The organism is Variovorax atrisoli (assembly GCF_014195185.1).
In the GTDB taxonomy this organism is placed as follows: domain Bacteria; phylum Pseudomonadota; class Gammaproteobacteria; order Burkholderiales; family Burkholderiaceae_C; genus Variovorax; species Variovorax atrisoli.
In genome coordinates this window covers 1-12,718 of record NZ_JACIBG010000016.1, presented here as the reverse complement: position 1 = coordinate 12,718, position 12,718 = coordinate 1, and the positions used below count along the sequence as shown (strand labels likewise).

Here is a 12,718-nt window from a genome sequence, read left to right as displayed (position 1 = left end):
CCGGGGCGGTGGCGTCAGCGCCGCCTCTCCACATACGGCCGCGCCTGCAGCAGCACGATCCTGTCGCCCATCGTCGCCCACTCGATGTCCTGGTCGACGCCGTTGAAGGTGCGTTTGACCGCCGCGCCCACGTTGGACAGCCGTACGACCAGGTCGTCGGTCAGCACGTTGCGGCCGGCTTCCACCGGCACTTCCTTCACGCCGCCGTCCTTGTCGAGCTGCAGCGCGGTGTCTTCGGCCGAGCGGCTGAGCACCTGGATGGCCTTGGACCAGCTCGAGTACATCACCTGCTCGGCCACGCGCCGGCCCTCGACCACGCGGATGCCGATGCCGCGCTTGGCCGAGATGTAGGTGATGTGCGGATGCCCCGCGTCGAAGGGGTCGCGGGTGATCATCACGCCGGCGTTGGCGGAGTCGATGGCGGTCTGCACGAACACGCCCATGAGGACCGATTCGGCGCCGAAGCCCGCCGCCGCGCGGGCCTCCCAGGCCTCGGGGTTGAACACCGAGGCCCAGACCTTCTTCACGGCCACTTCGAGCGCGTCGCCGGTCTTGACGTTGGGCACGGTGGTGTAGAGCCCCGCGCCGCTGAAGCCGGGCAGGTCTTCGGAGTTGGACGAGCTGCGCACGAACACGCCGCCGCCGCCGAGCTGCGACTGCCATGCGGCGCGCCAGCCGGCGGCGGTGGCGGCATCGACGGGCCATTGCACGATCTCGTCGCGCAGCTGCGCCAGCGCCTTCTGGCGGACCTTCGGGTCGCTCGCGAAGCCGGGCTGCTGCTGCATGCGCGCGATGCGATCGGCCAGGCCGTTGGCGCGCATGAAGCGGTCGTAGTGCGCGAAGGGAATGCAGAAGCCGTCGGGCACCGAGGTGCCCGGGATGTGCGCGGCCTGCATGGCGCCGAGGTTGGCGGCCTTGACGCCGCACTGCGCGCTGTTGCGCGCGCGCAGCGAGGCCAGCGGCAGCAGCCGGCTCTCGCGCAGGTCGGGCCTGATGGCGCGCGCGCTGCCGGGCACGACTCCCGTGGCGGCGGTGCGCACCGCGCGCGGCGGCAGCGCGGCGATTTCCTCCGGTGTGAGCCGGCGCACCTGGTAGCCCGAGCTGGCGACCTTCAGCGCCACCCACTGGCCGGCATGCTCCTTCAGGACCGCGGCGGCGTCGCGCACGTAGGCGTTGGGAATGCCCCAGCCCTTGGCCAGCAGGTTGACGTGCGAGAGCGCAGTCGAGGGGCGTTCGGTCAGCACGGCCGCCACCGGCGGCAGGCCGATGGGCACCTGCCGCAGCACGGCGATGTCGTCGGGCAGCAGTGCGTCGATGCCGGCGTCGTCCTCCACGATGCGCACGCGGCCGGTGGCGGTGCCTAGGTTCATCGGCAGGAAGGGCTGCTCGCGGATCAGCGCCTCCTGGCTCACGAAATCGATGCCGGCTTCCTTCGCCACGCGCTCGTGCAGCGTGGAGTTGGTCTTGAACTTCACCGGACCGAAGAAGCTGGACCTGACCTGCTGCTCGGCCTGCCGCAGCAGCGGCGCGGTGAGCTTGTCGCCCTCCCAGAACTCGTAGGTGAAGCTGCCGATGTTCTGCTGCCAGCTCAGTGTGCCGAACAGGAAGCGGCGGTCGGGCACGAGGTAGTTGCGGTCGATCTCGCGCTTGACGGTGTTGGGCGCGAGCCGCGTGTCGCGCAGGAAGCGCACGTGCAGCTGGTAGCGCGGAGTGTCGATGTAGTACATGCGCGGCGGCTTCGCCTGCCGGTCGACCACGAAGAGCACGTGCGCAAGCTGCATCGGCGTGCCGGCGTCGTAGACGCGGGCGAGCTGGTCGAAGTCGGCCTGGCTGCGCAGCGCGGGCAGCGACGAGGGCACTGCGGGGCGCGGCACCAGTTGCGCGGCCGGGCCTTCGGGCTGCGGCTGGTTCTGCTGCTGGTAGTAAGACGGCTTGCGAGCCAGCTGCGCATCGGCGGGCCCTGCCACCAGTGTTGCCGCAGCAGCAGCCATGGAGAACACGATCGCGCTACGCTTTTTGAAGCGCGATCTGCCCGTGGGTCGTGTGTTGTTCTGGTTTTTCATGGGGTGTCCCTCCTTACAGCCGGTTTCCGATTGCACGCGCGCTTCACCAAGCAGGGGTCGTGCGGTGACGGCGGCAGCGGATTCTCGCGCGTTACAAAAACCCGGCGCCGCGCTTTCGCACCGTCCCGAGGATCAGAGAACGACACCATGAACCAACCCACCCCTTCCATGCTTGCCGCGCCACGCCGATGGCTGCTCGGCATCGCGCTGCTGTGCGCGGCCTTCGCGGCCAGCGCGCAGCAGGACCCGCCGGGCCGCGTCGCGCTGCTCGGCTACCAGCAGGGCTCGGTGAGCTTCGCACCCGCCGGCGCCGACAGCTGGTACGACGCGCAGACCAACCGCCCCATCACCACCGGCGACCGGCTCTGGACCGACCGCAACGCCCGCGCCGAACTCTTCATCGGCTCGGCGGCGCTGCGGCTCGACGGGCAGACGCACCTGGAGTTCACAGAACTGGACGACGACACGGCGCGCATCACGTCGAACCAGGGCAACCTGCAGCTGCGCGTTCGCGACGAGCTTTCGGGCCAGCGCTTCGAGGTGGACACCGGCAACATCGCGGTGGTCATCGACGCGCCGGGCGAATACCGCATCGCCGCCGATCCGGCCGCCGGCACCACCTGGGTGGCGGTGGCCTCGGGCCGGGTCACGCTCCATGGCGAGAACGGCCAGTCGCAGTCGCTGGGCGCGCGCCAGCAGCTCACCGTGGCGGGCCGCGATCTTTCGGCCGTGAGCGGCGCGCCGCAGCAGGGCAGCGGCTTCGACGCCTGGGTGGCCGAGCGCAACCGCATCGAGGACCAGTCGATCTCCGCCCGCTACGTGTCGCGCGACGTGGTCGGCTACCAGCAGCTCGACGCGTACGGCGACTGGCAGAGCGACCCGACCTATGGCGACGTGTGGTTCCCGCGCAATGTCGATGCCGACTGGGCGCCGTACCGCGACGGCCAGTGGGTCAACGTCGCGCCCTGGGGCCTGACCTGGATCGACGCCGCGCCCTGGGGCTTCGCGCCCTCCCATTACGGACGCTGGGCGCGCGTCGGTCCGCGCTGGGGCTGGGTGCCGGGGCGGCCGGGCGGACGGCCCGTGTATTCGCCGGCGCTGGTGGGCTTCGTGGGCGGCGCTGCCGGAACGGGCGGCAACGGCGGGGTCGGCTGGTTCCCGCTGGCCCCGGGCGAACAATGGCGCCCCGGCTACCGCGCGAGCCAGCGCTACCTGGACCAGGTCAACCGCATGGCCATCTATAACCGCCAGGCGTTGCGCAGCGACTTCTACGCCAACCAGCAGATGCCCGGCGCGGTGACCGTGGTACCCGCCGACCGCTTCGGCCGCGGCCCCTTCGGGCGGCGCGACCTGATGCGGCTGCCGGACGACCGCTTCGCGCGCGGACCTGTGGCGCCCGCGCCAGGCATCGCAGTCAATGCCTTCGGCGGTTTCGGCCGGCCCGCCGCGGTGGTGCCGCCGGCCGCCGCGCTGGCGGCGCGGCAGCAGCAGATCCAGCTCCAGCAGGCGCGACAGGCACAACAGGCACAACAGCTGATGCAGCAACAGCAGCAGATGGAATGGCAGCGCCAGCAAGGCTGGAGGCAACAACAGGATTGGCGCCAGCAACAGGATTGGCAGGCGCAGCAGGAATGGCGCCAGCGCGGGGAGCAGGATCGCTGGCAGCGCCAGCAACAACAGCAGCTGCAGCAACAGCAGTTGCAACTCCAGCAGCAACAGGCCATGCGCCAGCAGCAGGAAATGCAGCAACGCGCCGCGCAGGCGCAGGCCCTGCAGCAGCAACAGCTGCTCCAACAACAGCAGGCGGCGCAGATGCAACTTCTGCAGCAGCAGCGCGCGGCGCAGCAGCAGGCGTTGGCGCAGCAACAGCAGCTTCGCCAGCAGCAGGAGATGCAGCAGCGCGCCGCACAGATGCAGCAGCAGGCGCAGGCTCAACAGCAGGCGCAGGCTCAACAGCAGGCCTTGCAGCAGGCCCAGTTGCGCGCGCTGCAGCAGCAGCGCGGCATCCAGCCGCCCGCCGTGCAGCAACCGCAGCCCGGCCAGCGCGGTGACGACCCGCGCCGGCTCTGGACCTCGCCCGACTCGCGCCAGTAGCGCTTCAGCCGCGCAGCGGGGCGTCCGAGGGCTGGCCGCACTGCGCGCAGAACTTCGCACCGGCCTGCATCGCGGTGCCGCACTGCCTGCAGGCCGCCGGCAGCATCGAGCCGCCGCATTGCTGGCAGAAGCGCGCGCCCGGCCCGTTGACGGCGCGGCATGCGGGGCAAGCGCTGCCGCCACCTCCCCCTCCAGCAGGCGGTGCGCCGCTGCCGTGGCCGTATCCGCCGTGCGAGCCATGGTGGCCGCCACCACCATGCCGCGATCCGCCGTGGCCTCCGAAAAGCCTTTCAAGCATGCCCATGTGATCTCCCTGATAGCGGGCAGTCCGCGGAAGCGTCGCCGGCGGCGATGAACACCCGCGGGGCCCGGACACAGTGGAATCCCTGAAGCAGCTCCAGGGTCAAGCAAGCCCCGACGGAAGCGCCGGCTTCGCCCCGGCCGCTACAGTCGGCGGCCAAGGAGCAAGCCTTTCATGCCCACATTCGACTTCGATCTCTTCGTCATCGGCGGCGGCAGCGGCGGCGTCCGCGCCGCTCGCATGGCTGCGCAGACCGGCGCCCGCGTCGCCCTCGCCGAGGCCGCCGAGCTTGGCGGCACCTGCGTCAACGTGGGCTGCATCCCCAAGAAGCTCTACAGCTACGCGGCCGGCTATGCCGAATCCTTCGAGGAGGCCGCGGGCTACGGCTGGAAGCTGCCCGAGGCGCCGCAGTTCGACTGGGCGCACCTGAAGGCGCAGCGCGCGAAGGAGATCGGCCGGCTCAACGGCATCTATGCCTCGCTGCTGAAGAACGCGGGCGTCACGCTCGTCACCGGATGGGCCCAGCTGGTCGATCCGCACACGGTGGAGGTCGACGGCAAGCGTCACACCGCGCGCCACCTGCTCGTGGCCACCGGCGGCACGCCCTTCGTGCCCGACATCCAGGGCCGCGAGCACGTCGTGACCTCCGACGCGATGTTCGACCTCGATCCGTTCCCCAGGCGCCTGCTGGTGGTGGGCGGCGGCTACATCGCCTGCGAGTTCGCGTCGATCTTCAACGGGCTGGGCGCCAAGGTCACGCAGCTGCACCGCCGCGCCCACCTGCTCACCGGCTTCGACGACGACGTGCGGCAGTTCCTGGCCAACGAGATGGGCAAGGCCGGCGTCGACGTGCGGCTGAACTGCGATGTCGCCTCGGTCACGCGCCACACCGGCGGTAGCGGCGGCCTCACGGTCACGCTGGCACGCGGCCAGCAGATCGAGGCCGACACGGTGCTCTTCGCCACCGGCCGCGTGCCCAACACGCAGGGGCTGGGCCTGGAGGCGGCGGGCGTGGCGCTCGACGAGCGCGGCGCGATCGCGGTCGATGCGCACTACCGCAGCTCGGTGCCGTCGATCTACGCGGTGGGCGACGTATCCACGCGCGTGCAGCTCACGCCGGTGGCGCTGGCCGAGGCGATGGTGGTGGTCGACGAGCTCTTCGGCAAGGGAAAGCGCCGGCTCGACTACGAGTTCATTCCCACCGCCGTGTTCACGCACCCGAACATCGGCACCTGCGGCTACACCGAGCTCGACGCACGCGCCAGGTTCGGCGAGGTGACGGTGTTCTCCAGCGAGTTCAAGTCGCTGCGCCACACGCTCTCGGGCCGCAGCGAGCGCACCTTCATGAAGCTGGTGGTCGACAAGGCCACCGACCGCGTCGTGGGCCTGCACATGGTGGGCGCCGATGCCGGCGAAGTGGTGCAGGGCTTCGCGGTGGCGATGCGCGCAGGCGCGACGAAGGCGGTCTTCGACAGCACGGTGGGCATCCATCCCACGGCGGCCGAGGAGTTCGTGACGATGCGCGAGCCGATGCCGGGGTGAAGGCTCGCCCCCAGGCTGCGCGCACTTCGTGTCTCTGCGCCAACCCCTTGCAGGGGGCAACACCTGCGGCCCGGCAAAGCCGGTTCCGCGGTGTTTCCGCCAGATAGGGGTCAGCTCGAGCGTTGCTTGCCTTCAAGGAGCTTCACCATCACGAACAGCACGCGGTTCGCCGGCGTGGGCACGCCCAGCGCCTCGCCGCGGCGCACGATGAGGCCGTTGAGGTGGTCGATCTCGGTGGGCTTGGCGCGCGCGAGGTCCTGCGCGGTGGAGGAGTACTGCGACGGCATGGTCTGCGCGATGGCGCGCACGGCGGCGTCGGTGTCGCCGACCACGTCCACGCCCTCGGCCTTCGCGACCGCGAGGCATTCGGCCACCACGTCGCGGATCACGTCGGCCACGCCGGTGCCCTTCACGAGCACGCCGTAGGGCAGCTGCGTGACGGCGGAGAGCGCGTTGTAGGCACAGTTGAGGATCAGCTTGGCCCAGAGCGATCCGCGCACGTTGGGCGATATCTGCGTGGGCACGCCGGCGGCTTCGAGCTGCCGCGCCACTTCCTCGCTGCGGGCCGAAGGCGCGATCACCAGCTCGCCGCGGCCGTGGTGCTTCACGTGGCCGGGGCCGGCCATCTCGGTCGCGACGTAGACGACGGCCGCGGCGACTTCGTTCGACGGCGGCAGCACCGAGCGCACGCGCTGGTCGTTGTCCACGCCGTTCTGCAGCGTGAGCACCAGCGCGCCGGGTGCAAGGTGCGGCCTGATCTGTCCGGCGGCCGATTCGGTGTCGGTGGATTTCACGCAGAAGAGCACGAGGTCGGCGCCCTGCACGACCGAAGCCTCGGTGCTTGCGGCAACGCGCACGTGCTCGTCGAAGGCCTTGGTCTCCAGGCGCAGGCCCCTGGCGTCGACGGCCTCCACGTGCGAGGGGCGGCCGATCAGCACCACCTCGTGTCCGGCGCGCGCGAGCATCGCCCCGTAGTAACAGCCGACCGCGCCGGCACCCATCACTGCGACTTTCATCGGTTCGATTCCTTGCTTGTCCGCATGGAGGGCAAGCCTAGCGAAGATGGCGCCTTCATGCCTCGCTTCATGCTTCGGTTTCCACGCCGCGCGACTTCAGCCCCTCGTCGAGCAGCCATTCGCGGAACGCCGCGAAGGCCGGCAGGTCGAGGCGGTCTGGCCGGTAGCACAGGTAGTGCCCCTGGTTCACGCTCACGGGCGTGCCGCAGGGGCTGAGCAGCGCGCCTTCGGCCAACTCTTCCTGCACCAGCAGCTTCGGTACGAGGCCGATGCCCAGTCCGTTGAGCGCCGCCTGGATCAGCGCCGAATACTGGGCGAAGCGCGGCCCGGCCACGGTCTGCACCTCGGGCACGCCGTGCTGGACGGCCCACAGGCGCCAGGCGGTGGGCGCGCCCTCGTGGTGCAGCAGCGTGTGGCCGACGATGTCGGCGGGCTGCGCGATGCGATGGCGCCCTTCGACCAGCGAGCGCGCCACGATCAGCACGAACTCGCGCCCCGCGATGTATTCGGACACCACGCCGGGCCAGCCGTCGGGGCCATAGCGGATGGCGGCATCCACGCCGGCCGGGATGCCGTCGCTGGGCTCCAGGTGGCGGCTGAAGCTCAGCATCACGTGGCGGCTCTTCTGGCTGAAGGCGGGCAGGCGCGGAATGAGCCACTTGGTAAGGAAGGTTGGCACGCTCGCCAGCGTGAGCAGGCCGGCGCCGGCATCGCCCGAGCGGGCCTCGAAGGTGGCGGTCTCGATGGCGCGCAGGCCGCCGGAGATCTTCTGCCAGTACACGCGCCCCTGCGGCGTGAGCTGCACGCCGCGGCCGTTCTTCTGCAGCAGCTCGCGGCCCAGGAAGGCCTCGAGCCCCGCGATCTGCTTGCTGACCGCGCTCACGGTGATGCACAGGGCTCCGGCCGCGAGCGTGATGCTCTGGTGGCGCGCCACGGCGTCGAAGGCCAGCAGCTCCTGGATGGTGGGGCAGTCGCGCTTCATGCATGGCCTCGCTTCATGAAAGCTGCGTGAAAAAGGGTTTCCAATTGCTCAAGTGTCGTCATCCAACTTTCACCCATAAGTACGCATGCGGTTCCTAGAATTCGGGACGGCGCGGCGGCATGACCGGCGCGAACAGTAGCGCATCCGGAAAGTATGCCGGGTGTCCATGACATTGGAGACAAACTTGGTTCGCGTCATCTCGCTCGTCTACGGCCTGTACCTGCTGCTGCCCATCGCGCTGCTGCTGGTCGGCAGCGTGGGCGGCAACTGGACCAACACGCTGCTGCCCACGGGCATCACCGGGCAGTGGTATGTCGACCTCTGGCTCGACACCTCCTTCCGCAAGGCCTTCGTGAGCAGCCTGGTGGTGGCGCTGTCGGCCTGCGCCATCAACACCGTGCTGGCGCTGCCGCTGGCCTATGCGCTGTACCACGGCGCGCGGCGCGGCGGCAGCCTGGCGGCGCGCATCGTGAGCGCCACGCCGGTGGCGGTGCCGACGATCACGCTGGCCTTCGGCTACATGATCGTCTTCAACACCGACCTCGCGCCCTGGCTGGGCTCGATGCCGCTGCTGATCGCGGCGCACGCGATCCTCACGCTGCCCTATCTCACCAACACGCTGCTGACCGACCTGCGCCACCTCGACCTCGGCCGGCTGGAGCAGGCGGCCGCCACGCTCGGCGCCTCGGGCTGGCAGCAGTTCACCGGCATCGTGCTGCCCAGCCTGCGCCAGAGCCTGATCAGCGGGCTGGTGATGGTGGCGGCCATCTCGGTGGGCGAGTTCGGCGTGTCGAACCTGCTCACGAGTTTCCAGAACCGCACCTACCCGGTGGTGCTGCTGCAGGCCTTCTACGGCGCGACGGGCTTCGCCTGCGCGGCCACGGTGATCCTGCTGGTGCTGGCGAGCGCGTCGGCGCTTCTTTCCTCCTCCCTCGTGAAGCAACGCGCATAAGCGGCAGAACCGATACGCCATGAGCCTCCTCCTCGACAAGGTCAGCTACAACTACCCCGGCAGCACGCACGGGCTGCACGACGTATCGCTGGACGTCCGCACCGGCGAGCTGGTCGCGGTGATCGGTCCCAGCGGCTCGGGCAAGTCGACGCTGCTGAAGCTGGTGTCGGGCCTGGAGACGGGCCACACCGGCCGCATCGCACTCGACGGCGAGGACATGTCGCGCACGCCGGTGCACCAGCGCCACATCGGCATGGTGTTCCAGAGCTACGCGCTCTTTCCGCACCTGAGCGTGCTCGACAACGTGGCCTACGGCCTGAAGCTGCGCAAGGTGGCCGCGGCCGAGCGGCATCGCCGCGCGCAGGAGCTGCTCGACATCGTCGGGCTGGGCGAGTTCTCGCGGCGCGCCGTGGCGCAGCTCTCGGGCGGGCAGCAGCAGCGCGTGGCGCTGGCCCGCGCGCTGGCCATCGACCCGCGCGCCCTGCTGCTCGACGAGCCGCTCTCGGCGCTCGACGCCAGCGTGCGCGGCCACCTGCGCGACCAGATCCGCGCCATACAGCAGCGCTTCAATGCCACCACGCTGCTGGTCACGCACGACCAGGAGGAAGCGCTGGCCATGGCCGACCGCGTGGCGATGCTCAAGGACGGCAGGCTGCTGCAGATCGCCACGCCGCGCGACATCTACGAGAACCCCGCGAGCCGCGCGGTGGCCGAGTTCGTCGGGCTCTCGACGATCCTGCCCGCGAAGGTGGCCGCACCTGGCCGGCTGGACATGGGTTTTGCCGAGCTCTTCGCCGACACCGGCCGGCGCGCCTCCGGCACCGAGGTGAACGTGCTGGTGCGGCCCGAGCACATCCGGCCCGACCCGGCCGCAGACGCCGTGAACCGGCTCGCGGGCCGCACCGGCGCGCAGCGCTACCTGGGCGCGCTCACGCGCTACGACTTCGAGGTGCGGGGCGCCGCCAAGCCCTTCCTCGCCGAATCGTCGAGGCCGGCCGCCGAGGCGATCGCCATCGCGCCAGAGCACCTGCGCCTGCTCGACCACTGAACAAGAAAACCCTGAACCCATCCTCCAAGGAGCCACCATGCAACGCAGACATCTGATCCAGGCCGCCGGCGCACTGCCGCTGGCCTCTCTCGCGGCCCGCACCGCATTCGCCTTCGACGGCCCCGAGCTCTACGCGGGCGAGAAGGCGCTGTACGCCGAGGCGCAGAAGGAAGGCCTGTGCGTCTCCTTCGACACCGGCCCCGAATGGGCCAACTGGAAGTCGCTGTTCCGCGACTTCAAGAAGCGCTACCCCGAGATCGAGCTGACCTACAACGACATCGGCTCCGCCGCCACCGTGGTCTCGCTCGAGAAGACGAAGCGCCGCCCGCAGGCCGACACCGCCTACTACTTCGCCGCCTCCGCCGTCGACGCCGCGAAGAAGGACGTGGTCGCGCCCTTCAAGCCCGTCAACTTCGACAAGCTGCCGGCCGTGTTCCGCGAGGCCGAGGGCCGCTGGTTCACCATCCATACGCTCAACATCGCCTTCCTGGTCAACAAGAAGCTGGTGAAGAACGTGCCCGCCGGCTGGGCCGACCTGCTCAAGCCCGAGTTCAAGAACTCGGTGGTGTACCTCGACCCGCGCTCCACCGGCATCGGCCAGGTGCTGACCTTCGCGGCGGCGTACGCCAACGGCGGCAGCGTCGACAACGTGCAGCCCGGCACCGACTACCTCGGCAAGCTGCATGCGGCCGGCAACGTGCTGCGCGTGGAAGGCACCACGCCCTATGCCAAGTTCCTCAAGGGCGAGATCCCGGTGTGGATCAGCTACGAGAACGACGGCCTGAAGGCCAAGCACGTCGACGGCATGGGCGACGCGGTGGAAGTGGTGATCCCGAAGGAAGCCAGCGTGGCCGCGCCCTACGCCATCAGCCTCGTGAAGAACGGCCCGAACCCGAACGCCGGCAAGCTGTGGCTCAACTTCATCATGAGCGAGGCCGGCCAGTCGCTCTTCGCGCAGGGCTTCGTGCGCCCCGCCGTGCCGGGCACGCCGCTGGCCGCCGACGTGGCCGCCAAGATGCCGGCCGCGCCGCAGATCAAGCCGCTCGACGTGGTGAAGGCCTCGGAGCGCAAGGCCGAGGTCGACAAGCTCTGGGCGCAGGCAGCACTGAAATGACGCACTCCCGCAGTCTTTGCGCACTTCGTGTCGCTTCGCCAACCCCCTCGCCGGGGGCAACACCTGCGGCCCGGCAAAGCCGGTTCCGCGGTGTTCCCCGCCCTGGCCCTGCCGTTGCATGCGCCATGGGCCGCGGCAGGTCGTGACGGAGAACTGATATGCGACGCTTTGGCGCCTGGCCCGCATGGGCCTTCATGGCGCTGTTCTTCGCGGTGCCCCTTGGCGCGCTGCTGCCCGAGGCCTTCGGCGAGGGCGGCAGCGCCTTCGGGCGGCTGTTCGGCAACGCGCTCTTCTTCGGCGCGCTGCGCAATACCCTGGCGCTCGGGCTCGCGGCGGGTTCCATGTCGGCGCTGGTGGGCACCTGCATCGCGATCGAGCTCGCGCGCCAGCCCGAGGCGCGCCGCCGCTGGATGATGACCCTGCTGGGCCTGCCGCTGGCGTTCTCGGGGCTGGTGATCGCCTATGGCTTCATCCTGGCCTTCGGCCGCGCGGGCTTCGTGACGCAGCTGCTCGCGGGCCTGGGCGCCGACCCGGCGGCCCTCGGCAGCTGGATCTACAGCGTGTCGGGCCTGGGTTTTGCGTATGCCTACTACCTGATTCCGCGCGTGGCGCTGTCGCTGTACCCGGTGTTCGCGAACCTCGACCTGCGCCCGGCGCAGGCGGCGCGCACGCTGGGCGCCTCTCGCTCGCGTGCTTTCTGGGACACGGTGGTGCCCGAGGTGCTGCCCTCGGTCCTGTCGAACGCCTGCATGGTGGCCGCGATCGCGATGGGCACCTACGGCACGGCGCTGGCGCTGGTGGGCACGCAGCTCAACATCCTGCCGCTGATGCTGCTGGCGCAGGTGGGCGACGGCGGTTCCGATTTCGCGGTGGCGGCGGCCCTGTCGCTGGTGCTGATGGTTGTGTGTGTGATCGTGATGGGAGTGGGCGATGTCTTTACGCGAAGGCGCGAGCGCGGTGGCGCTGCCGGCGCAGGTCACTGAGGCGCTGGCGCGCCTCGCGCAGAAGCAGCGGGGGCCGCAGCGCCACCGTCAGCCGGTGGCCATCATCGGCCCCGGCGACGGCGGTCCGGCCGAATGCGAGGCCGCCCATGCCGTGGCGCATGCGCTGGCCGGCGCCGGCATGGCCGTGGTCTGCGGCGGGCGCGGCGGCGTGATGGCGGCCGCCTCGCGCGGCGCGGTGGAAGCCGGCGGCATCGCCGTGGGCATCCTGCCCGAGGACGACGACCGCAACGCCAACGAATGGCTCAGCGTGGCCATCCCCACCGGCATGGGCGAGATGCGCAACGGCATCGTCGCTCGCAGCGGCGTGTGCCTGGTGGCCATCGGCGGCAACATGGGCACGCTGTCGGAGATGGCGCTGGGTCTCAAGTGGGGCAAGCCGGTGTTCGTGATGCACGGCGACGTGGCGCTGCCGGGGGCGGTGCAGGTCTCGGATGTGAACGAGATGCTCTCCAAGGTGGTGGCCTGCCTGTTGGGCTGAGTTTCTGCTCTGTCGTTCGGGGGTGTGCACAGCGAAATAAAGACACCGTTCTGCCTGTCAACTACAGACTGCCTTGGGATGATGGTTCACATCGAAGGGCTTGCCCGACCTCAACACCCCGTAT

General features: G+C 70.1%; 11 protein-coding genes. 7 read left to right on the top strand and 4 right to left on the bottom strand.

Annotated elements, in window-relative coordinates; genetic code table 11:
• Positions 1 to 14 precede the first annotated feature (14 nt).
• The gene (locus tag FHY06_RS33705; RefSeq protein ID WP_184607599.1) at positions 15 to 2,063 is read right to left on the bottom strand and encodes a PEP/pyruvate-binding domain-containing protein; all 2,049 of its coding nucleotides are present in this window, start codon (positions 2,061 to 2,063) and stop codon (positions 15 to 17) included.
• 147 nt (positions 2,064 to 2,210) lie between these two features.
• Between FHY06_RS33705 and FHY06_RS33700 the strand changes: the two genes are divergently transcribed.
• Complete coding sequence (locus tag FHY06_RS33700) at positions 2,211 to 4,157, top strand: DUF6600 domain-containing protein (RefSeq protein ID WP_184607598.1); 1,947 nt, start codon at positions 2,211 to 2,213, stop codon at positions 4,155 to 4,157.
• A 4-nt stretch (positions 4,158 to 4,161) separates the two neighbouring features.
• Here FHY06_RS33700 and FHY06_RS33695 read toward each other — a convergent pair whose 3' ends face one another.
• Positions 4,162 to 4,461, bottom strand: coding sequence for a double zinc ribbon domain-containing protein (locus FHY06_RS33695; protein ID WP_132755095.1), 300 nt, complete (start codon positions 4,459 to 4,461; stop codon positions 4,162 to 4,164).
• A 171-nt stretch (positions 4,462 to 4,632) separates the two neighbouring features.
• Between FHY06_RS33695 and gorA the strand changes: the two genes are divergently transcribed.
• Entirely contained in the window at positions 4,633 to 6,000 is a 1,368-nt protein-coding gene (gorA, locus tag FHY06_RS33690; protein WP_132755093.1) for a glutathione-disulfide reductase, read from the top strand.
• 110 nt (positions 6,001 to 6,110) lie between these two features.
• Here gorA and FHY06_RS33685 read toward each other — a convergent pair whose 3' ends face one another.
• Both FHY06_RS33685 and FHY06_RS33680 read right to left on the bottom strand, forming a co-directional pair.
• On the bottom strand, positions 6,111 to 7,016 hold the full coding sequence (locus FHY06_RS33685) for a ketopantoate reductase family protein (protein ID WP_184607597.1): 906 nt from the start codon (positions 7,014 to 7,016) through the stop codon (positions 6,111 to 6,113).
• 67 nt (positions 7,017 to 7,083) lie between these two features.
• On the bottom strand, positions 7,084 to 7,998 hold the full coding sequence (locus FHY06_RS33680) for a LysR substrate-binding domain-containing protein (RefSeq protein WP_019657775.1): 915 nt from the start codon (positions 7,996 to 7,998) through the stop codon (positions 7,084 to 7,086).
• Between the two features lie 166 nt (positions 7,999 to 8,164).
• Here FHY06_RS33680 and FHY06_RS33675 point away from each other — a divergent pair, with 166 nt between their 5' ends.
• The 5 genes from FHY06_RS33675 (at position 8,165) to FHY06_RS33655 (ending at position 12,594) form a co-directional block, all read left to right on the top strand.
• Positions 8,165 to 8,950 (top strand): ABC transporter permease, encoded by a 786-nt coding sequence (locus FHY06_RS33675; protein WP_026346754.1) that lies wholly within the window; start codon positions 8,165 to 8,167, stop codon positions 8,948 to 8,950.
• Positions 8,951 to 8,969: 19 nt separating this feature from the next.
• The gene (locus tag FHY06_RS33670) at positions 8,970 to 9,998 is read left to right on the top strand and encodes an ABC transporter ATP-binding protein (protein ID WP_184607596.1); all 1,029 of its coding nucleotides are present in this window, start codon (positions 8,970 to 8,972) and stop codon (positions 9,996 to 9,998) included.
• Positions 9,999 to 10,035: 37 nt separating this feature from the next.
• The gene (locus tag FHY06_RS33665; RefSeq protein ID WP_132755089.1) at positions 10,036 to 11,112 is read left to right on the top strand and encodes an extracellular solute-binding protein; all 1,077 of its coding nucleotides are present in this window, start codon (positions 10,036 to 10,038) and stop codon (positions 11,110 to 11,112) included.
• A gap of 158 nt (positions 11,113 to 11,270) precedes the next feature.
• Positions 11,271 to 12,095: an ABC transporter permease gene (locus FHY06_RS33660; RefSeq protein WP_184607595.1), complete on the top strand. Its 825-nt coding sequence runs from the start codon at positions 11,271 to 11,273 to the stop codon at positions 12,093 to 12,095.
• Complete coding sequence (locus FHY06_RS33655) at positions 12,043 to 12,594, top strand: TIGR00725 family protein (RefSeq protein ID WP_051127672.1); 552 nt, start codon at positions 12,043 to 12,045, stop codon at positions 12,592 to 12,594. The genes FHY06_RS33660 and FHY06_RS33655 overlap by 53 nt, the downstream gene beginning before the upstream one ends.
• Positions 12,595 to 12,718: the final 124 nt, after the last annotated feature.

Coding starts and splice junctions, on each gene's coding strand:
- FHY06_RS33695 (WP_132755095.1), bottom strand. CDS start 4,461: ATGGGCATGCTTGAAAGGCTTTTCGGAGGCCACGGCGGATCGCGGCAT.
- FHY06_RS33700 (WP_184607598.1), top strand. CDS start 2,211: ATGAACCAACCCACCCCTTCCATGCTTGCCGCGCCACGCCGATGGCTG.
- FHY06_RS33685 (WP_184607597.1), bottom strand. CDS start 7,016: ATGAAAGTCGCAGTGATGGGTGCCGGCGCGGTCGGCTGTTACTACGGG.
- FHY06_RS33655 (WP_051127672.1), top strand. CDS start 12,043: ATGTCTTTACGCGAAGGCGCGAGCGCGGTGGCGCTGCCGGCGCAGGTC.
- FHY06_RS33665 (WP_132755089.1), top strand. CDS start 10,036: ATGCAACGCAGACATCTGATCCAGGCCGCCGGCGCACTGCCGCTGGCC.
- FHY06_RS33705 (WP_184607599.1), bottom strand. CDS start 2,063: ATGAAAAACCAGAACAACACACGACCCACGGGCAGATCGCGCTTCAAA.
- FHY06_RS33680 (WP_019657775.1), bottom strand. CDS start 7,998: ATGAAGCGCGACTGCCCCACCATCCAGGAGCTGCTGGCCTTCGACGCC.
- FHY06_RS33670 (WP_184607596.1), top strand. CDS start 8,970: ATGAGCCTCCTCCTCGACAAGGTCAGCTACAACTACCCCGGCAGCACG.
- gorA (WP_132755093.1), top strand. CDS start 4,633: ATGCCCACATTCGACTTCGATCTCTTCGTCATCGGCGGCGGCAGCGGC.
- FHY06_RS33660 (WP_184607595.1), top strand. CDS start 11,271: ATGCGACGCTTTGGCGCCTGGCCCGCATGGGCCTTCATGGCGCTGTTC.
- FHY06_RS33675 (WP_026346754.1), top strand. CDS start 8,165: ATGACATTGGAGACAAACTTGGTTCGCGTCATCTCGCTCGTCTACGGC.